Annotated in this window: 15 protein-coding genes and 1 pseudogene; 6 read left to right on the forward strand and 10 right to left on the reverse strand. The window is 64.7% G+C overall.

The features are described from left to right. Nucleotides 1-55: 55 nt before the first annotated feature. Nucleotides 56-1,459 carry an aminotransferase-like domain-containing protein gene (locus NKI39_RS05655; RefSeq protein WP_352830990.1) on the forward strand — a complete coding sequence of 468 codons (1,404 nt, stop codon included), beginning with the start codon at nt 56-58 and terminating at the stop codon, nt 1,457-1,459. A gap of 30 nt (nt 1,460-1,489) precedes the next feature. Here the strand turns inward: NKI39_RS05655 and NKI39_RS05660 are convergent, their stop codons facing one another. The 3 genes from NKI39_RS05660 to NKI39_RS05670 all read right to left on the reverse strand — a co-directional run bounded on the left by NKI39_RS05660 (nt 1,490) and on the right by NKI39_RS05670 (nt 3,939). Beyond that, a complete protein-coding gene (locus NKI39_RS05660; protein ID WP_023676428.1) occupies nt 1,490-1,987 on the reverse strand; it encodes a MaoC family dehydratase in 498 nt (165 codons plus the stop codon). A gap of 137 nt (nt 1,988-2,124) precedes the next feature. Continuing rightward, nucleotides 2,125-2,553, reverse strand: coding sequence for a phasin family protein (locus tag NKI39_RS05665; protein WP_352830992.1), 429 nt, complete (start codon nt 2,551-2,553; stop codon nt 2,125-2,127). Between the two features lie 81 nt (nt 2,554-2,634). Then, nucleotides 2,635-3,939 carry a DUF445 domain-containing protein gene (locus NKI39_RS05670; protein ID WP_352830993.1) on the reverse strand — a complete coding sequence of 435 codons (1,305 nt, stop codon included), beginning with the start codon at nt 3,937-3,939 and terminating at the stop codon, nt 2,635-2,637. 191 nt (nt 3,940-4,130) lie between these two features. Here NKI39_RS05670 and rirA point away from each other — a divergent pair, with 191 nt between their 5' ends. After that, nucleotides 4,131-4,592, forward strand: a complete 462-nt coding sequence (rirA, locus tag NKI39_RS05675) for an iron-responsive transcriptional regulator RirA (RefSeq protein WP_023676431.1) — start codon at nt 4,131-4,133, stop codon at nt 4,590-4,592. A 245-nt stretch (nt 4,593-4,837) separates the two neighbouring features. On the opposite strand, the gene NKI39_RS05680 is transcribed toward rirA, so the two are convergent. The 5 genes and pseudogenes from NKI39_RS05680 to hemP all read right to left on the reverse strand — a co-directional run bounded on the left by NKI39_RS05680 (nt 4,838) and on the right by hemP (nt 8,939). Then, nucleotides 4,838-5,626: a heme ABC transporter ATP-binding protein gene (locus NKI39_RS05680; protein WP_352830995.1), complete on the reverse strand. Its 789-nt coding sequence runs from the start codon at nt 5,624-5,626 to the stop codon at nt 4,838-4,840. A gap of 10 nt (nt 5,627-5,636) precedes the next feature. Continuing rightward, nucleotides 5,637-6,740 carry a FecCD family ABC transporter permease gene (locus NKI39_RS05685; RefSeq protein ID WP_352830996.1) on the reverse strand — a complete coding sequence of 368 codons (1,104 nt, stop codon included), beginning with the start codon at nt 6,738-6,740 and terminating at the stop codon, nt 5,637-5,639. A 5-nt stretch (nt 6,741-6,745) separates the two neighbouring features. Beyond that, nucleotides 6,746-7,654: a heme/hemin ABC transporter substrate-binding protein gene (locus NKI39_RS05690; RefSeq protein WP_352830998.1), complete on the reverse strand. Its 909-nt coding sequence runs from the start codon at nt 7,652-7,654 to the stop codon at nt 6,746-6,748. An 11-nt stretch (nt 7,655-7,665) separates the two neighbouring features. Next, nucleotides 7,666-8,723, reverse strand: a pseudogene (locus NKI39_RS05695) (hemin-degrading factor). A 9-nt stretch (nt 8,724-8,732) separates the two neighbouring features. Beyond that, nucleotides 8,733-8,939, reverse strand: coding sequence for a hemin uptake protein HemP (gene hemP, locus NKI39_RS05700; protein ID WP_352830999.1), 207 nt, complete (start codon nt 8,937-8,939; stop codon nt 8,733-8,735). A 201-nt stretch (nt 8,940-9,140) separates the two neighbouring features. On the opposite strand from hemP, the gene NKI39_RS05705 reads away from it, so the two are divergent. Genes NKI39_RS05705 through tolA form a run of 3 tightly spaced genes read left to right on the forward strand, consistent with a single transcriptional unit; the run spans nt 9,141 to nt 13,113 of the window. Further along, nucleotides 9,141-11,354: a TonB-dependent hemoglobin/transferrin/lactoferrin family receptor gene (locus tag NKI39_RS05705; RefSeq protein ID WP_502898547.1), complete on the forward strand. Its 2,214-nt coding sequence runs from the start codon at nt 9,141-9,143 to the stop codon at nt 11,352-11,354. Between the two features lie 4 nt (nt 11,355-11,358). Beyond that, entirely contained in the window at nt 11,359-11,790 is a 432-nt protein-coding gene (locus tag NKI39_RS05710) for a hypothetical protein (protein WP_352831002.1), read from the forward strand. Nucleotides 11,791-11,838: 48 nt separating this feature from the next. Beyond that, nucleotides 11,839-13,113, forward strand: coding sequence for a cell envelope integrity protein TolA (gene tolA, locus NKI39_RS05715; protein ID WP_352831004.1), 1,275 nt, complete (start codon nt 11,839-11,841; stop codon nt 13,111-13,113). Nucleotides 13,114-13,182: 69 nt separating this feature from the next. On the opposite strand, the gene putA is transcribed toward tolA, so the two are convergent. Continuing rightward, nucleotides 13,183-16,794 carry a bifunctional proline dehydrogenase/L-glutamate gamma-semialdehyde dehydrogenase PutA gene (gene putA / locus NKI39_RS05720; protein ID WP_352831006.1) on the reverse strand — a complete coding sequence of 1,204 codons (3,612 nt, stop codon included), beginning with the start codon at nt 16,792-16,794 and terminating at the stop codon, nt 13,183-13,185. A 162-nt stretch (nt 16,795-16,956) separates the two neighbouring features. Here putA and NKI39_RS05725 point away from each other — a divergent pair, with 162 nt between their 5' ends. Continuing rightward, nucleotides 16,957-17,409: an Lrp/AsnC family transcriptional regulator gene (locus NKI39_RS05725; protein ID WP_023676441.1), complete on the forward strand. Its 453-nt coding sequence runs from the start codon at nt 16,957-16,959 to the stop codon at nt 17,407-17,409. 27 nt (nt 17,410-17,436) lie between these two features. On the opposite strand, the gene NKI39_RS05730 is transcribed toward NKI39_RS05725, so the two are convergent. After that, on the reverse strand, nt 17,437-18,636 hold the full coding sequence (locus NKI39_RS05730) for a cytochrome-c peroxidase (RefSeq protein ID WP_352816925.1): 1,200 nt from the start codon (nt 18,634-18,636) through the stop codon (nt 17,437-17,439). Between the last annotated feature and the right edge of the window lies 1 nt (nt 18,637).

The following is an 18,637-nucleotide window of genomic DNA, read 5'->3' on the forward strand; positions in this document are numbered from 1 at the left end:
CAGAGACAATCAGGTACAGTTTGACAAAACCGTCATGGTAGGGCGAGCAGTACGGATGGATGAGCAGACGACAACAGATGAGGGCAGCCGGACGCTTGTCGAAAGCGTCATGGCGACGATCAGGCACAGGATCGCCGCGCGCAGCCTCACACCGGGAATGCGGCTGCCTTCGATCCGGGCGTTCGCCAAGGCCATGCAGGTTTCCAAATCCACCGTGGTCGAAGCCTATGAGCGTCTTGCGGCGGAAGGCATGATCCGCTCGCGGCCGGGCTCGGGCTTCTATGCCGCCGGACCGCTGGCTCCGTTGTCGCTGGCCGAGATCGGCCCCAGGCTTGACCGTGCTGTCGACCCGCTCTGGGTCTCGCGCCAATCGCTGGAAGCCGGCGACGGCGTCCTGAAACCGGGTTGCGGCTGGTTGCCGGCGTCATGGATGCCCGAGGCCGGATTGCGTCGCGCGCTGCGGACGATGGCCCGCGCGGACGACGCAGCGCTGACCGATTACGGCACGCCGCTCGGCTTGCCGGCGCTACGCCATCTGCTGGCGCGGCGCATGGCCGAGCACGGTATCGAAGCCTCCCCGGACCAGATCATGCTGGCGGAATCGGGCACTCAGGCGATCGACCTGCTGTGCCGGTTCCTGCTCGAACCGGGTGACACGGTGTTGGTCGACGATCCCTGCTACTTCAACTTCCATGCCCTGTTGCGCGCCCATCGGGCCAAGGTGATCAGCGTCCCCTACACGCGCTCGGGTCCGGACATCGAACGGTTCGCGCAAGCGCTGAACGAGCACCGGCCGCGCCTCTACATCACCAATTCGGCGCTCCACAATCCGACCGGCGCGATATTGTCCCCGGTCGTTGCCCATCGGCTGCTGAAGCTCGCCGACCAGTCGGGGCTGACGATCATCGAGGACGATATCTTCGCCGATTTCGAACACACACCGGCGCCCAGGCTGGCTGCCTTCGACGGCCTCAGCCGGGTCATTCATATCGGAAGCTTTTCCAAGACGCTGTCGGCATCGGTGCGCTGCGGCTTCATCGCCGCTCCTCGCGACTGGATGGAAGGATTGACCGATCTCAAGATCGCCACGTCGTTTGGCAGCGGTCGGCTTGCATCCGAACTGGTACTGACGCTGCTGAAGGACGGCCTCTATCGCAAGCACGTCGATCTGCTGCGCGCGCGGCTCTCGCGCGCCATGGAAGAAACCGGCACCCGCCTCAGGGCGATCGGCATCGTGCCATGGATAGATCAGCCCGCCGGCATGTTTCTATGGTGCAGGCTGCCGGAGGGGATAGATGCCGCGGACGTCGCCCGCCATGCTCTGTCGGCCAATGTCGTGCTTGCGCCCGGCAATGCGTTCAGCCTGTCTCGTTCGGCCAGCCGTTACATGCGCTTCAACGTCGCCCAATCGGGAGACGACCGGGTTTTCAGGGCGCTTGAACAGGCGATGTCGCGTTGATTGCGCTGCCGCAAAACTGAGGCTGAACTCTCAGGCCCCTGCCCGCTTGCGGCGTGCATAAAGCATGACGAGCGTCTCGGCGGTCAGCGCCGGCCTCTGCTCGCCTTCGATCTCGACCGTATTGGCGGCCTTCATCAGATATTGCCCCGGACCTTTGTCTTCCATCGACAACAGCGTGGTGCGCAGCCTGATTCGCGAGCCGACCCTGACCGGCGCCACGAAGCGCACTTTGTCGAAACCGTAGTTGAACGCGGCCTGCGTGTTTTCAGGTACGATCCCCATCTCGAGCGCCAGCGCGCCGATGATCGACAGAGTCAGATAGCCATGCGCGATCGTGGTGCGGAACGGGCTTTGCCGCTTCGCCCGCTCGGGATCGACATGGATCCATTGATGATCGCCCGTGCATTCGGCAAACTGGTCGATGCGGTGCTGATCGACCAGCGTCCAGTCCGAAACGCCCAACTCCTGCCCGGCCATCGCCCTGAGTTGCTCGAAGGTCGGCGGCGTCCTCGGCCGTATCTGCGTCATTCCTGCTTTCCCGATCGCTTGCCTGTTCCGGACCACGACGGGCCGCCCCTGTCAATTCGCCAGTGCGATTCCAGCCCATAATCTTCGGCCGCGAACGCCGGTCTTCGCTGCCGGCAAGCGTGCTGCCGGGGAACAGCTTACCTCTTGTCGTCGCCGGCGCGGATCTCCTCCATCGCCTCCTTGATGCGGCTGCGCAGGATTTCAATTGATTCGGTGCCGGACGCCCTTGCCAGTTCGGCCATCTCGCCGGCATTCTTCAGCGCGGTCTCGAAGGATTTCCTGGCGAACGCCGCCTGCTTCTGCATCATTTCCTGCGGATTGCCGGGTGCTCTGTAGCTTTGTGCCATGTGGGTGATTTCGCGCAGCGTGTCCTGCAGCATCTCGCGTTGCCTTGACAACAGCGCCGACGCTCCGGCGGCGCTCGCCCGTGCCGACTTCTCCAGCGCTTCCAGGTTCCTGGCGTGGTGGGCGAGGATCGCCTCGACATCGACATTCGGCAGCTTCAGGTCGCGGCCGAATTTGCCGAACATGTCGATGAAGGACTCGGACTCCGGTCGTTTTGCCATGCTGGTTCTCTCCCTGTTGCCGCGAACGCCGCCACTGCACGGAAGATAGTGCAGCGAAGCTCAGCGGTCCATTCGGACTAGTCAGCCGACAAGAAACAGCCGTTCGGCAGTGTAGAGCACGAGGCCGGCAAGGCCACCGATGATCATGCCGTTGAAGCGGATATATTGCAGGTCCTTGCCGATGTTCATTTCGATAAGCCTTGTCAGTTGCGCGAGGTCCCAGCGCTTGACCTGGTCGGCGATGAACTTCGACACGCCGCTCTTCTGGCTTTCGACGAAGGAGGCCAGCGCCACGATGAACCCCTGGTTCATGTCGGCCCTGATCTGCGCGTCGTCGGCAAGATGGCGGCCGACCTCGACGAACATGGTGGCGAGATGGTCGCGGATCATCGAATTCGGCGCCTTGGCGTCCTGTTCGATGAACAGCCGCAGGCTGTCCCACATATCGCCGGCCAGCGCGCTGAGCTCCGGCCGGGCAAGGAAATCGCGCTTCAGCTTTTCGGCGCGCCTGGCATATTGTTTGGATGTCCTCAGCCGCTCGACGAAGGTTTCGACGAAAAGGTCGAATTCGGCTCGCATCGGGTGGTGCGGATCGGCCCGCACCTCATCGAGCAGCGAGCCGGCCGACGCAACGATCTTCTTCAACAGATAGGCGTCGGCGCGAAACAGGTTGAACAGCGACGGCAGTTCCTCGCGGATCTTCTCGCGTATCGTCGCCAGCGCCTGCTCGTCGCTCAGGAAGCGGCCGACCACCTTGGTGAACTCGTCGAACAGTTTCTGGTGGCGGCGATCGTCAGTCAGCGCCGACAGCAGCTCGGCGGCGAGCGGCGCCAGCGGCACCTTTTCGATCTGCTCCAGCACACGGCTGGTGACGAAGCCGCGCAGTCCGGATTGCTCGACCGCCGCCAGCGTCTGCGGCACCAGCCGGCCGACGAAGCGCGATAAATCGGCGGCGCGGTTCGGGTCGGCCAGCCAGTCCGCGACCAGCGCCGAAAAGTCGACCTCGGCGAGCTTTTCGCGCACCGGTTCCGGCGCCAGGAAATTCACCTCGATGAAGCGGCCGAGATTGTCGGCGATGCGATTCTGGTTTTCCGGGATGATGGCCGTATGCGGGATCGGCAGGCCAAGTGGCCGCCGAAACAGCGCCACCATCGCATACCAGTCGGCCAGCCCGCCGATCGTCGCCGCCTCGGCGAAAGCGGCGACGAAGCCCAGCCATGCATGCCGGCTCTCGAGCGATTTCGCCACCGCGAAGATCAGCACGCAAAACGCGAGTGCTGCGGCGGCGACGAACTTGGTGCGCCTGAGCGCCGAAAGCTTGGCGTCGGCATCGGCGTCGAACCGGACGGACGCGACGGATGCAAATGCCGGGGCTGGTCGTGACATGATGGGCCGCTCCTGATCGTGTATGCGAACTTATCTAGTGCCGCCTGCCCTAGAAAGCGCGCCGCTGGTTCCGGTGCGCGCAATCGTGCACGCAAACTTGACGCCGGAATTCATCTATTATGCAGCGCCAGTCTGGAATTGTTCCAAACTATAGGCCATATTGACGCCAACCACTGTTATGTGAGGACACAATGCGGCTTACCCGTCAGACCAACTACGCCATGCGCATTCTGATGTATTGCGCCGCCAACACCGAGCGGTTGAGCCGCATCCCCGAGATCGCCGCCGCCTATTCGGTATCGGAACTTTTCCTGTTCAAGATCCTGCAGCCGCTGGTCGAAAACGGCCTGATCGAAACGGTGCGCGGCAGGAATGGCGGCGTCAGGCTCGGCCGCGCGGCCGAATCAATCAGCCTGTTCGATGTCGTGCGGGTGACGGAGGAAAGCTTTGCCATGGCCGAGTGCTTCGAGAACGACGCCGCCGAATGTCCGCTGGTCGACAGCTGCGCGCTGAATTCGGCATTGCGCGAAGCGCTCAACGCCTTCTTCGCCGTGCTGTCGCGCTACACGATCGCCGATCTGGTGGCGGCGCGCCCGAATGTGCGGCACCTGCTCGGCATCGACATGCTGGTGCAAAGGGCGCCGGCCGCCTGATTTTTGGTCGCATCTCAATTGGTGAGGTCTGTTGAGATTCAGGTCAGGCCGAGCCGGAGTCGAAGACGGGCGCGAAGCGACCAAAATGGTGGGTTCCGAGAACCGGAACCGAGCGTACGTTTGGGTACGTGAGTACCGGCCTGCGCCGGCCATAGCCTTAACTGCCGCACCTCTCATGAATGCTTCGGCCGGCGAAGGCCGGAAGCGCAGGAAACCGCCATTTGCAGGCCGGCATCACCTGGATATCAACAGACCGACTGCGGCAATATGAACGGCATGTTTTTGGCCGGCAACACGCCGACCTTCAGCCGGCAATCGAAGACCTTTTCGATCAGCTCGTCGCTGAGCACCTGTTGCGGCGAACCTGTAGCGGCAAGCCTGCCGCGATGCATGACGAAAATCCGGTCGGCATACATCGCCGTCAAATTGAGGTCGTGCAGGATGGCGACCACGCCGCCGCCGCGTCTGGCGAAATCGCGGGCGATGTCCATGATGATCAGCTGGTGCTTGATATCGAGGCTGGACACCGGCTCGTCGAGGAACAGATAGCGCGGCTTGCCGTCGAGCACCGGCGCCCAGACCTGGCAGAGTACGCGGGCAAGCTGCACGCGCTGCTGTTCGCCGCCGGACAGCTCCTGGTAGAAGCGGCCGGCGAAACCGTCGAGGTCGACGCGAGCCAGCGCCCGTTCGGGCAGGCGCTGGTCCTCGCCGGACAGCGCGCCGGAGCGCCCGCCGACCAGGCCCAGCCTGACGATCTCGCGCACGGTGAACGGAAAGGACAGCGTCGTCGCCTGCGGCAGCACCGCGCGCACCGTCGCCGCCTCGACCGGCGTCATCGCCGATAGATTGCGGCCGTTGACGGTGGCCTCTCCCGAATAGCCAAGATCGCCGGACAGTGCTCTGAGGAAGGTCGTCTTGCCCGAACCGTTGGGGCCGACAATGGCCGCGACTTCGCCCGGCCGCGCCTCGAAATCGACGTTCGCGACGATGCGCTTGCCGCCAATCGCCACCGAGACATCGCGCGCTTTGATCATAGGCAAACTCTCACAAGTCGATGACGCCGCGCTTGCGCAGCAGGATCCACAGGAAGAACGGCGCACCGGCGACCGCGGTGACGATGCCGATCGGCAATTCGGCCGGCGCGACGATGGTGCGGGCGACGGCGTCGGCCAACAGCAGCAGCGCCGCACCAAGCAGCGCCGATGCCGGCAGCAGGTAACGGTTATCGGGGCCGATCAGCAGACGCAGCAGATGCGGCACGACGATGCCGACGAAACCGATGCCGCCGCTGACGGCGACCGACGCGCCGACCGCTGCCGAGACGCCGACAATCGCGGTGTATTTCAGCCGCTGCACCGGAATGCCGAGATGGCCGGCCGTGGCCTCGCCGAGCGCCAGCGCGTTGAGGCCACGCGCCAGGAACGGCATTGCCGCCAGCGCCAGCACGATGACCGGCCCGACCGAGCCGATCTTCTGCCAGGTTGCGCCGCCCAGCGAGCCGAGCTGCCAAAAGGTCAGGTCGCGCAATTGCCGGTCGTCGGCCATGAAGATCAGGATGCCGGTCAGCGCCATGGCAAGCGCCGCCAGCGCGATGCCGGCGAGCAGCATGGTGGCGACCGAGGTCTGGCCTTGCCGCGTCGCGACCCGATAGAGCAGCAATGTCGTAGCCAGCCCGCCGCAGAACGCAGCCAGCGGCAAAGCCATCGTGCCGAGCGCCGAAGTCAGCGGCGCCAGCATGGTCGAGCCAAGCACGATGACGGCGACCGCACCGAGGCTCGATCCGGCCGAAACGCCGATCAGGCCGGGGTCGGCCAGCGGATTGCGGAACAACCCCTGCATGACGGCACCAGAGACTGCAAGCGATGCGCCGATCAGCACGCCCATAATGATGCGCGGCAGACGGATGTCATGGATGATCAGGCGGTCGCGGGCGCTCAATGCCGCGTCGCCGGGCAACGCGCCGAACAGCCAGTCATGCATGACGCCGATGGCCGAGGCATCGGATGCGCCGGAGGTCAGCGACAACATCACGGCGATAGTCAACCCGACGCAGAGCAGCACGATGACGAGGCGGGCGCGCCGCGAACGATCACCCTCGGCTGCCGTCGCCATGATGCCCGCCGCACCGGCGATCGAATGATCCGCCATCGCGCTCAATCCGTGACCTGGCCGCCATAGAGCGAGACGGCGAGATCGTGGATGGCGTCGGCCGTGCGCGGGCCGAAGCCGAGCAGGTAGCCGCCGTCCATGCGGATCAGCGTGCGGGCTGCACCCGCCGGCGTCGAAGCCACGGCAGGGTTCGAAAACAATTCGTCATCCGCGGTGGCCGGCCCGGCGTTGTTCATCATCAGGATCACGTCGGGCCTGGCGGTGATGACTGCCTCGTCCGACAATTGCTTGTAGCCGGCAAAGCCGTCGATGGCGTTGATGCCGCCCGAAAGCTTGATGATGCCGTCGGCGGCGGTGTCGCTGCCGGCGGCAAGCAGCTTGCCGCTCTGCATCGACAGCACGAACAGGATGCGCCTGCGCTCCTTGATCGAGGCGGTCTGCTTTTCAGCTGCCTTCAGCTTGGCGTCTATCTCGGCTGCCAAGGCATCGGCCTTGGCGCCGACGCCGAGCGCCTTGCCGACGATGTGGATCTTTTCGAGAATGCCTTGATTGTCATAGCGCTCGGACACCTCGATGAACGGGATGCTCGATTTCTTCAAGACGTCGACGGCTTCCTTCGGTCCGCTGCCGTGCAGCGCCAGTATGCCCGACGGATTGACCGACAGCACACCCTCCGGCGACAGCTGGCGCATGTAGCCGACATCCGGCAATTCCACCGCCGCTTGCGGATAGCGGCTGGTCGAATCACGTGCGACAAGGCGATCCTGTTCGCCGAGCGCGTAGACGATCTCGGTGATCGAGCCACCGATAGCCACGATCCTCGAGCGATCGGCGAAAGTCGCGATGCCCTCGGCGGCTTGAGCCGGCATCAGCGCGGCGAACGCCAGGAAAACAGCCGCCGCAGGACCAGGCGCCGACCTGGAGACCGATGCCAGCCTGGAGAAAAGAACCATCGTCGTTTTCCTCAGGCTGCGGTCGGGCTTGGGATACGCGGCAGGTTTTCGGCCAGAAAGCGCCAGTCTTCGCGCTCGCTTTCGCCTTCATGCCGCTTACCGAAGAACTGGATGATCATCTTGCCGTCGGCGCCATAGATTTCGAGCGACGTGACATGGCCGTCCTTGGTCGGCTTGCGCACGGCCCAGACCTCATCGATGTGGTCGGTCCGCAGGTGCAGATGGAAGTTCTGGTCGAGCACGTTGAGCCATGGTCCCATCGGCTTGATCGAGGCGACCGGGCCGGAATGGATCTGGATGCAGCCGCGATTGCCGACAAAGCACATGATCGGCATGGCGCCGGCAGCGGCGTGGTTGAACATGGCGTTCACCGCATGCTTGTCGACCAGCCAGGCGTAATCCTAGCCGACCATGCGCACCGCCTGTCGGCGGCTGATCTTCAGTGTCTTCAGCATGCCGAAGAACTGGTGCACGTCGGTCAGCCGCTCCAGCGGTCGCGCAGATCGTCGATGCTCGCCGAATTGTCCGCAGTCTCGGTCTCGTCAGCCGTGCCCGCTGAAATCGCCACCGTCGGCTTCTGGTTCGGCGATTCCAGCCCGGCCACCAGTTTCTGATAGGCGTAGAGGTTGGAGGCTGGCCTGAGATGCACCTTGTGTACCGCCTCGCCTGCGGTGTCGAAGAACTGCAGGCTGCGGCGGATGTCGGCGCCATCGCGCTTTTCCACGGCAAAGCCGTGCGCCCAAACTTTTGGGAAAATACGCAGGTCGATATTTTCGCCGAGCACCATGGCATTGTGATTACCGGTGACAACCTTGTCGTAGACGCCGATCTTCTCGTGCACCGCGCTTTCGTTGCGGGTCAGCGCCATCACCTCACCGACAGCTTCGAGGCCAGTCAAAAGGTCGTTGACACGCGGCTCGACGCGCACGACGCCGTCGCCGCAATGCGCGGCGACCAGTTCGGCCTCCGAAATACCGAGCTGGGCGGCGAGGTCGCGCTCGCGCATTTTCGGATTGTCTGCCCGTGCCCGCCGGATCTCGTGCGGGGCGGGTTTTACGCGCTGGTCCATTTCTGCCACCTACTTGTTGAGGATGAGCTTGCCCTGCCGGGTGATCTTCAGCCGGTACAGCGCACCATGATGCTCGATGCCGATCTCGTGCTCGCCCTGGAACAGCGTGTTGCTGGACAGCGTTCTCACGGCCGATTGGACCCGGTCGAAATGGACGGAATTTTCGTCGGAACGGCGGACGCGATAGCGAAAGTCGCTGGGATTGTGCGTGTTCATTGGTTCGATCCCTTTCCTGTGCCGGGCATCTGGCGCGGCGCCTGCGTGAAATGCCGATTCAATTCTTGACTCGAATGATCATGTTATCTAGCAGTGCAATACCGGAGTAAATGAGTCAACATTTAAGACGCCGGACACGATGAAAAATGCCAGCGAGCCCCAAGCCAGCCAGCATCGAACATGGATTCTTGGAGCTGCAGCATGGGGTTGGCGAATTGGGGACGGCTGGCGGGCAGCGGCCTGACACATTGTTCTATGACAAGCAAAATGGCCGCGTTGCTGGCCGGCGCGGCGGCGATCCCGCTGCTTGCCACACCGGCCGGCGCCCAGCAGGCCGCCCAACCGGCAGCCGACCAGCAGCAGACTGACCCGTCTCAACAGCCCGAAAAGGTAAAGCCGGCCCCGGCGGGTGCCACACTGCTCGACAAGATCCTGATCCTCAGCCGTACCGGCGAGACGGCGATCGAGTCGCTTGCTTCAGCCAGCCATGTCGACGAGGAACAGCTCGAGCGCCGCATGGCGACGACGCCCAACGAAATGCTGTTCGGTGTGCCGGGTGTCGCCGTCCAGGCCGACACAAGGCGTGTCAGTTCCAGCATCAACATCCGCGGCCTGCAGGACTTCGGCCGCGTCTCCGTCATCGTCGACGGCGCCCGCCAGAATTTCCAGCGCTCGGATCATGGCACGCAATCGACCTTCTACATCGATCCCGAATTGATCAAATCCGTCGATGTGATCCGCGGTCCGGTCGCCAACACCTATGGCTCCGGGGCGATCGGCGGCGTCGTATTTTTCGACACCAAGGATGCGCAGGATTTCCTCAAGCCCGACGAGACCTGGGCGGCATCCGCGACCGGGCGCTACGAAACCAACGGCGAAGGCTGGACCACCAGCGCCACCGGCGCCTATCGGATCAACGAGAACTGGGACGTGCTCGGCAATATCGTCTACCGCGACTATGACGACTACAAGCATGGCGGCGGCGACACTGTGGCGGGCACTGGCTTCGACGTCTTTAGCGGCCTCCTCAAGACGACCATCCGCCCCAGCGAAAACAGCGAGCTGAAGCTGGGCTGGATCGGCTCGAACGACGGATGGACCGAGACCAGCGGCAGCGCGCCGGTGAACGACGCCGACCTGAAGGCGAATACGTTCACGGCCCGCTACAACATCACCGACGAAGACAAGAGCTGGCTCGACCTCCACATCAACGCATCCTACAACAAGACCAAGCTCGATCTGACGACCCTTGTGGCGCAAAACCGGTTTGATCCGGTCACCGGTCTGCCCGTGGTTTTGCCGGCGGGTTCGAAATCGACGTTCGACATCGGCACCTCCGGCATCGACATTTGGAACACGTCGAGATTCGAGACCGTTGGAATCGCGCATGAGCTGACCTATGGCGGCGACTGGGTTGGCGACGATGTCGAGACAGGCGGCACGGCGGGCGGCGACAGCTTCTATACGCCCTCGGGCAACAGGAACGTCTCCGGCGCTTACGTTCAGGACAAGCTCACCTGGGACTGGCTCGAGATCATCGCCGGGCTGCGCTACGACAGCTACAAGCTTGACAGCGATGTCGGCGAAACCTCTGGCGACCGGCTGTCGCCACGCATCACAGTGGGCATTTCGCCCTTCGAGAGCGCCAGCCTTTCCGGGCTGCAATTCTACGGCACCTACGCTGAAGGCTATCGTTCTCCGTCGCTGTCGGAGACCCTGATCAGCGGCAATCATCCGGCCGGCGTCAGCTTCCCGTTCCTCCCCAATCCCAATCTCAAGCCCGAAACCGGCAAGACCGTGGAATTCGGCGTCAATTACAGCACCAACGGCGTCATCCAGGCCGACGACGCGCTGCGGCTGAAGGCGGCCTATTTCAACAACAATGTTGACGATTACATCGATGGCGTAACGCTATCGGCGTTCGACCCGACCAGCGGCTGCCCGTTCGGTCCGGGCATACCGATCTGCTTCCAGTATCAGAATTTCGCCAAGGCCAAGATTCACGGCTTCGAGATGGAGGGCGTCTATGATGCCGCCTGGGGCTTTGCCGGGCTTTCGGCGTCGTTCACCGACGGCCACACGATTTCCTATGAAGGCGAACGGGCGGACCTTGTCACCGTCCCCTCCTCACAGATCACCGGGCAACTCGGCTTTCGCTTCCTCGAGGACAGGCTGACCATCGGCGGCGAGGTGCAATACAACGGCAAGCCGCAGGGCAACCCGGTGGCCAGGGACTACACGCTGGTCAATGCCTTCGCCAGCTACCAGGCGACCGACAATTTCAAGGTCGATTTCCGCGCCGACAATCTGTTCGACGTCAAATACGCCAACCCGCTGAACGCATCGACCACCAGTGTTGTCTACGAGCCAGGCGTCACCCTGAAGCTGGCGGCGACCATGAGGTTTGGAGGCTGAGACAATGAAAGGCATGACGGCATCCCTTCGTCTGTTCGCCGCGGTGCTGGCAATATTGCTTGCGGCGGCTCCAGCGTGGACACAACAGCAAGCACCGGCGCTGATCCTCGAGCTCAACGGCGCGCAGCCCTCCGACAAGGGCTGCCGCCTGACCTTCGTGGTCACCAACAATCTCGGCGCCGGTCTTTCCAAGGCGGCGTTCGAGATCGCGCTGTTCAACGAGGCCGGCGTCGTCGACCGGCTGACCGTGCTCGATTTCAAGGAGCTGCCGGCAGGCAAGACCAAGGTGACGCGTTTCGACCTTGCCGGCACGGATTGCGGCAAGGTCAGCCGCGTGTTGATCAACAGCGCCACGGAATGCGCCGGCGCCGAGCCGAATGCCTGCATGCGCGGGCTGAAGACGCAGACCAGGACCGGCATCGCCTTCGGGGTCTGAATTTTGGGACCGGAACCCGCATTCGCACGAAACCCCGTCGCGTGGCCATTGGCCGGTTTCCTGCCGCCGGAACCGGACGATCCGGATTTCACCATCCCGCGCGGGGCGCTGCGTGTTTCGCCGCGCGACAGGCCGGAAGACAGTTACATCGCCGATGCCGACGGCGACTTGACTGCGGTACCTATGGAGCCATTGCGGCAGGCACGACAGACGCGGCGGCGCCGCAACTGGACGGTGGCGATCGCCTGCTCTTGCGCATTCCACGTGGCGGTGGCGCTGGCCTTCCTCACGCTGCCGGACGACCGGCCAAGCATCGAAGGTGCCGACCAGCAAGGCGAAATGCTGCTCGGCGCCGACCCGCAGCAGGCGGCCGGCGATGTCGGAGACGATCCGGAAGTGGCCAACGTGACGATGGTGACCATGCTCGACGCCAAGCCGGTCGAAACGGTCGAGGCGCAGGCGGCCGCGGCAGAGGAGACGCTCCAGCCGGTCACCGATGCGGCGGAGACATCGGACAAAGAAGTGGTTGAGCCGGTCAACGAGGCCGCCACGGAAACTGCTGCGCCTGCCGATCGCACCGAACCAGCACCTGCGCAGCCGGCGCGCCAGGACCCATCGCCCGACGTTCTTGCAACCGACAGGCTGGTGCCTGCCGACGACAATGCCGTGCCGCCAGTCAGCGCGGTCGAAACGGCCGAACCTGCCGAGACGAGTGCGCCGGCACCAGCCGACCCGGCGCCGGCCGAAACGGTTCAGACGACCGAGACAGTCGGCGCGGCGGAAGAACCGAAGCCGGACAGGCCGGAGCCCAAGCAGCCGAAGAAGGCAACCGCAAAGAACAAGCCGGTCAGGAAGGCCGAACCAAACGAGCCTGAAAAGCCGGCCCTGCGCAGGAAGGCGAGCAAGGCACTTGCGAAAGCCGATTCCAAGAAGAAAAAGACCGGCTCCGGCGGCCGTGACGAAACGGATGTCGCGCGCGGCATGGCCGACGGCAGGAAGGACGGCAAGATCCTGACCGCCAGCAGAGGCGGCAAATCAGGCATCGGCAATGCAGCCGTCACGAACTATCCCGGCAAGATCAGATCAAAACTGGTGCGGGCCTTCAATTCGACACGCACACGCGCCACCGGCACAGCAACCGTTGCCTTTACCGTCGGCTCGAACGGCAGCGTCCGGTCGGCTAGGCTGACGGGCAGTTCGGGTGTTGCCGCGCTGGACAAAGCCGCACTCGACGCAGTCCGCCGGGCTTCTCCGTTTCCTCCTATTCCGGAAGGAGCCGGTCGCTCGGCCTGGCAGTTCGAAGTGCCGCTCGGTATCAGGTAACGATCGTCCTCATGCGGATACCAAAGTCGGCGCCACCCCTGCCCCGCGATGCGCGAACCCTGGCGAAACCTACGCAGCGGCCAGCAGGCTGGCATTGCCGCCCGCCGCCGTGGTGTCGACGCAGACGGCGCGCTCGTGGGCGTAGGCGGCCGGATAATAGACTTCGCTGATCAGCGGCACGATCGGGCCGGCGCGCTCGGCGATGACCTTGCGCACGATGCGCGCGGCCTCGGGCGTGCCGGAAAAGGCCACGACATCGACCCGCAGCGAGCGCGCTTCGACCGGGTCCGGCCGGCCGTCGATGGCCGCCAGCGGCAGGCCCTTGCCGGTCAGCGCCGACAGCGCTGCCGGCGCGCCGGGTGCGACGGCGAGCACGGCATTGCCGGCGGCCAGCGCCTGGATCGTCTGCGCAAGCAGCGTATCCGCGTCGGGACCGAGGCACAGCACGCGCCCGCGCGGCGACAGCGACAGCGTGTTGGCCTCGCCGGTCGGCCCGGGCAGGTCGACCTGGCCGAAATCGATGGCGGCGGCGGTGCCGATGGCGGCGGCACCCTTGCCGCGCAGATGTTTCCTCAGGATGGCGACACGATCCGGACGCGTCGACCAGCCGCCAAGCGCCGGGTCCGGCAGATTGCCGGCGAGCTCGGTCGCAGTCACCTTGCGGCCTTCGGCAAGATGGGTGCCGGCCTCCGGTCCCTTGCGGAAGCGTCGAAGATAATGTGGGCCGCCGGCCTTCGGCCCGGTGCCGGAAAGGCTCTCGCCGCCGAACGGCTGCGCGCCGACGACGGCGCCGATCTGGTTGCGGTTGACGTAGATGTTGCCGGCATGGATGCCATCGACGAAATGCTGGGCGCGGCCTTCGATGCGGGTGTGCAGGCCGAAGGTCAGGCCATAGCCCTTGCGGTTGATCGCCGCGATCACCGCATCAATCTCGTCGGCATCGAAGGTGGCGACATGCAGCACCGGCCCGAACACCTCGCGCTCCAACTCCTCGATGCCCTTGACCCGAAAGACGTGCGGCGCAACGAAGCGGCCGTCCTTCGGCGCTTCGAGCTTGGCGATCAGCCGGCCCTGCAGGCCCATTTTGGTGCAATAGTCACGGATCGACGCTTGCGCCTCGTCATCGATGACCGGACCGACATCGGTCGATATCCGCCACGGGTCGCCGAGGCTGAGCGCTTCCATCGCGCCTTTCAGCATCTCAAGCATCTTCTTCTCGACGTCCTTCTGCACGTAGAGAATGCGCAATGCCGAGCAGCGCTGGCCGGCACTCTGGAAGGCGGAGGCCAGGATGTCGCGCACCGCCTGTTCGGGCAGCGCAGTGGAATCGACAATCATGGCGTTCAGGCCGCCGGTCTCGGCGATCAGCATGGCGTCGGGCGCGGCGGTGTCGGCGAGCTGCTTTTCGATCAGCTTGGCGACCTCGGTCGAGCCGGTGAAGCAGACGCCGGCAATGCGCGGGTCAGCGGTCAGCGGGCCGCCGACCGAGGGGCCGTCGCCGGGCAGAAGCTGGATGACATCCTCCGGCACGCCGGCCTCGCGCAGCAACTGGACAGCGCGGAAGGCGATCAGCGGCGTCTGTTCGGCCGGCTTGGCGATCACCGAATTACCGGTGACGAGTGCCGCCGCGATCTGCCCGGTGAAGATGGCGAGCGGAAAATTCCACGGCGAGATGCAGGCGATGGCGCCGCGCGCCTCGGTGCCCGCCTCGGCATTGGCGGCCTCAGCCGCATAGTAGCGCAGGAAATCGACCGCCTCGCGCACTTCGGCGACGCCGTCGGCGAGCGATTTGCCGGCCTCGCGGGCGGAGAGTGCAAAGAACTCGACGGCGTTTGCTTCGTAGAGATCGGCCGCCCGGTTGAGGATGGCAGCGCGCTCGGCGACCGGCCGTCTTGCCCATGCCGGTTGTGCCTCGACGGCGATGCGCACGGCGGTCTCGACCTGCTTGGCGCCGGCCTCGCTGACCGTGCCGACCACTTCCGAAGGTTTTGCTGGATTGACGACCGGACGCTGCTTGCCGTAGCCGGCCGCGCGGCTGACCGGCTTGGCGTGCCAGCGCTCCGGCCCGGCGAACTCGGCCCTCGCCTTGTCGATCGCAGCCAGCGTCAGCGTGTCGGTGATATCGAAGCCCTTGGAATTGCGCCGGCCTGGACCGAAGATTGCCGACGGCGGCACGATCGCTGGATTGGCGGCGGGACCTTGTTTCTCCACCGTTTCGAGCGGGTCGCGGGCAATGTCCTCGGGCTCGACTTCCTCGTCGGTGAGCTGGTGGACAAAGGAGGAATTGGCGCCGTTTTCGAGCAGCCGGCGGACCAGATAGGCGAGCAGGTCGGAATGAGCACCGACCGGCGCATAGATGCGGCAGCGCGTGCCTTCGGCCCGCCGCACCGTCTCATGCAGCGCCTCGCCCATGCCATGCAGCCGCTGGAACTCGAACGTATCGCGCTCCGTCGTCATCGACAGAATCGCGGCGACGGTGTGGGCGTTGTGGGTGGCGAATTGCGGATAGATGCGGTCGGTCATCGCCAACAGCTTCTTGGCGCAGGCCAGGTAGGAGACGTCGGTGTTGGCCTTGCGGGTAAAAACCGGATAGCCGTCGAGCCCGAGCGTCTGCGCCCGCTTGATCTCGGTGTCCCAATAGGCACCCTTGACCAGCCGCACCATGATGCTGCGGTCGTATTTCCTCGCCAGCTCGTAGAGCCAGTCGATGACGAAGGCCGCGCGCGGGCCATAGGCCTGCACGACGACGCCAAAACCGTTCCAGCCGGTAAGCTCCGGTTCGGCCAGCACCCGCTCGATGACGTCGAGCGACAAATCGAGGCGGTCGGCTTCCTCGGCGTCGATGTTGAGGCCCATGCGCGAATGGCGCGCCGCCAGCGCCAGCGACAACAGCCGCTCGGCCATGACGGGCAGCATCTTTTCCTTCTGCGTCACTTCATAGCGCGGATGCAGCGCAGACAGTTTTACCGAGATGCCGTGGTTCTGGCGGATGTCGGGGCCGTTGGCGCCGGCATCGAGCGAAGAGATGGCATCGGCATATGCCTTGAGGTAGCGCAGCGCGTCGGCCTCGGTGCGGGCCGCCTCGCCCAGCATGTCGAAAGAATAGAGATAGCCCTTCTGCATCATCGGTCGGCCGCGCCTGACCGCCTCGGCAATGGTACGGCCGAGCACGAACTGCTCGCCCATTTCGCGCATGGCGGCGGCGACGGCCTTGCGGATGACCGGCTCGCCAAGCCGGCGCACCATGGCGCGCAGCGTGCCTTCGATGCCGCCCTCGCCCTCGTCGAGCACGCGGCCGGTCAGCATCAGCGCCCAGGTCGACGCATTGATGAAGATCGAGCTCGAGCCGCCCGCATGCGCCGACCAGTCGTGCGGCGCGATCTTGTCGGCGATAAGGTCGTCCATCGTCTCGGTGTCTGGCACGCGCAGCAGCGCCTCGGCCAGGCACATCAGCGCCACGCCCTCCTTGGTCGACAGGCCATAGGCGGACAGGAACACCTCCATCAGCCGCGGATCGGACGAGCCGCGCACCGCGCGCACCAGATCGGCGGCACGCGCCGAAATCGCCTTGCGGTCTTGCGCGGACAGCCCGGCCGCCTCGGCCAGCCGCTTCACCGCCTGGTCTTCGTCGGGCAAATAATTGGCACGGATCTGCTGGCGGATGGTATCGAGCGCTGGCATGGCGGTCCTGTAGAGCGAGCATAAGGGAGCGGGCCGACGGTCACCGGACCGAACGGCGCAAGCTAACATAAGTAGGGATTGCAGTCGGTCCAAAGAAGTCGACAGAACAGATCGATCGATCTATCATTAGGACTGATCACCTCCAATTCGACCAGGAATTCAGTGACGGAAGACCAATTGGACCGCATCGACAGGAACATCCTGTCGGCTCTGGGCAGCAATGGCCGGCTTTCCATGTCGGAACTGGCGGCGAAAGTCGGCCTGTCGAAGACGCCGGTGCAGGCACGAGTCAAACGGCTGGAGAAGGACGGCTTCATCAGGGGCTACCAGGCGATCATCGACCGTGAGCGCATGGGCGAAGGCCATGTCGCCTTCGTCCAGGTGAAACTGTCCGACACCCGCTCGGCCGCGCTCGACGCCTTCAACCGCGCCGTGCAGGCGGTGCCGGAGATCGAGCAGTGCCACATGATGGCATCGAGCTTCGACTACCTGCTGAAGGTCCGCACCACCGACATCGCCGCCTACCGCCGCGTACTCGGCGAGCGCATCTCCGCCCTGCCGCACGTTGCCCAGACCTCGACGTTTGTCGCGATGGAGACGGTGAAGGATCGGTAGGAGAGCGCTGTTGTTGTCCCGCCACCCTCACTCCGCCAGTGTCTTCAAAAACGCCACCAGCGCCGCGCGTTCGCGGTCCGAAAGCTGCAGCGGGTGGATCTCGGATGTGCCCTCGACGCTTGCCGGTGCCTTCGAATAATGCGCCACCACCTCGTCGAGGGAGGAAAACTGCCCGGCGTGCATGTAGGGCGGCCGGGTGGCGGCACCCCGCAGCGACGGCGTCTTGTAGGCGCGGACGAGTTCCGGCCCGGTCTTGACCATGAAGCGCAACTCGCGGCAGGCGCTGGCATCGCCGTCGCGAAAGGCGCCGAAACAGTTGAACGGATCGGCCTCGACCTGCGCCACCGCGTCGACGCGGCCGCGATCCGGCGGCAGGCCCGCGACCGGCGGCACGCCGGTGTTGTGGAAGCTGCCGTCGGTAAAACGCGGGCCGTTATGGCAGGTCACGCAATTGGCCTTGCCGATGAACAGCTTCAGGCCGAGGATTTCCTCCGGCGAAAAGGCGGCGTCGCCTTTCGGCTCGGCGCCCGCAGCCAGGTCGATGGCGAAGCGGTCGAAGCGTGTCTGCGGCGGCGCGATCGAGCGCTCGAAGGCGGCGATCGCCTTGCCGATGTTGGCAAAGACGCGGTTGACCTCCTCGGCTTGACTGGCGGGCATGGCGTTCCAGGCCGCCTTCTCGGCATCGGTGCCGAGCGGGCCGGCATTGGCCGGCACGCCCGAAAGGTCCGGCAGCGGCCCGAAGATGCGCTCGTAGCGCTCGCCGAAGCGGGCCTTGATGTAATGCGCGAAGGCGGCGCGGTTGCCGGCCTGCTCCAGCGGATTTTCGAGCGGTGTCAGCGCTTGCGCCCACAGGCTGTCGCGCCGCCCGTCCCAGAAGAACCAGGGATCATGCGCGACGCCGGCCAACGGCATGGTACGACGGTTGGTGCGGCCGACGGCGACCGCTTGCGGCAAGTCGTCCTGGAATTGGCGGTCGATCTTGTGGCAGGTCGAGCACGATACCGTGCCGTCGCCGCTCATCCCGGTGTCGAAGAACAGCGTCGAGCCGAGTGCCGCGGCGGCCGGCACATCGGCGAAGCGATTGGTGGTGTCGGGCTTCAGCGGCGGCAGCTTGGATAGTGCCAGCGAGGCGATGGTCTGCTTTTCGGCATCGGAAAACTCCGGTCTGCCGCAGCCGGCAAGCAGGGCCACCACCACCAACGCGAGAAGACTGGGAAACCGGCTCATC

It is taken from the genome of Mesorhizobium sp. M0664, assembly GCF_040320565.1.
Taxonomy (GTDB): Bacteria; Pseudomonadota; Alphaproteobacteria; order Rhizobiales; family Rhizobiaceae; genus Mesorhizobium.

Bases quoted from the DNA above. Each gene is read 5' to 3' on its own strand.
- NKI39_RS05655 (WP_352830990.1), top strand. From the start codon at position 56: ATGGATGAGCAGACGACAACAGATGAGGGCAGCCGGACGCTTGTCGAA.
- NKI39_RS05660 (WP_023676428.1), bottom strand. From the start codon at position 1,987: ATGACGCAGATACGGCCGAGGACGCCGCCGACCTTCGAGCAACTCAGG.
- NKI39_RS05665 (WP_352830992.1), bottom strand. From the start codon at position 2,553: ATGGCAAAACGACCGGAGTCCGAGTCCTTCATCGACATGTTCGGCAAA.
- NKI39_RS05670 (WP_352830993.1), bottom strand. From the start codon at position 3,939: ATGTCACGACCAGCCCCGGCATTTGCATCCGTCGCGTCCGTCCGGTTC.
- rirA (WP_023676431.1), top strand. From the start codon at position 4,131: ATGCGGCTTACCCGTCAGACCAACTACGCCATGCGCATTCTGATGTAT.
- NKI39_RS05680 (WP_352830995.1), bottom strand. From the start codon at position 5,626: ATGATCAAAGCGCGCGATGTCTCGGTGGCGATTGGCGGCAAGCGCATC.
- NKI39_RS05685 (WP_352830996.1), bottom strand. From the start codon at position 6,740: ATGGCGGATCATTCGATCGCCGGTGCGGCGGGCATCATGGCGACGGCA.
- NKI39_RS05690 (WP_352830998.1), bottom strand. From the start codon at position 7,654: ATGGTTCTTTTCTCCAGGCTGGCATCGGTCTCCAGGTCGGCGCCTGGT.
- hemP (WP_352830999.1), bottom strand. From the start codon at position 8,939: ATGAACACGCACAATCCCAGCGACTTTCGCTATCGCGTCCGCCGTTCC.
- NKI39_RS05705 (WP_502898547.1), top strand. From the start codon at position 9,141: ATGGGGTTGGCGAATTGGGGACGGCTGGCGGGCAGCGGCCTGACACAT.
- NKI39_RS05710 (WP_352831002.1), top strand. From the start codon at position 11,359: ATGAAAGGCATGACGGCATCCCTTCGTCTGTTCGCCGCGGTGCTGGCA.
- putA (WP_352831006.1), bottom strand. From the start codon at position 16,794: ATGCCAGCGCTCGATACCATCCGCCAGCAGATCCGTGCCAATTATTTG.
- NKI39_RS05730 (WP_352816925.1), bottom strand. From the start codon at position 18,636: ATGAGCCGGTTTCCCAGTCTTCTCGCGTTGGTGGTGGTGGCCCTGCTT.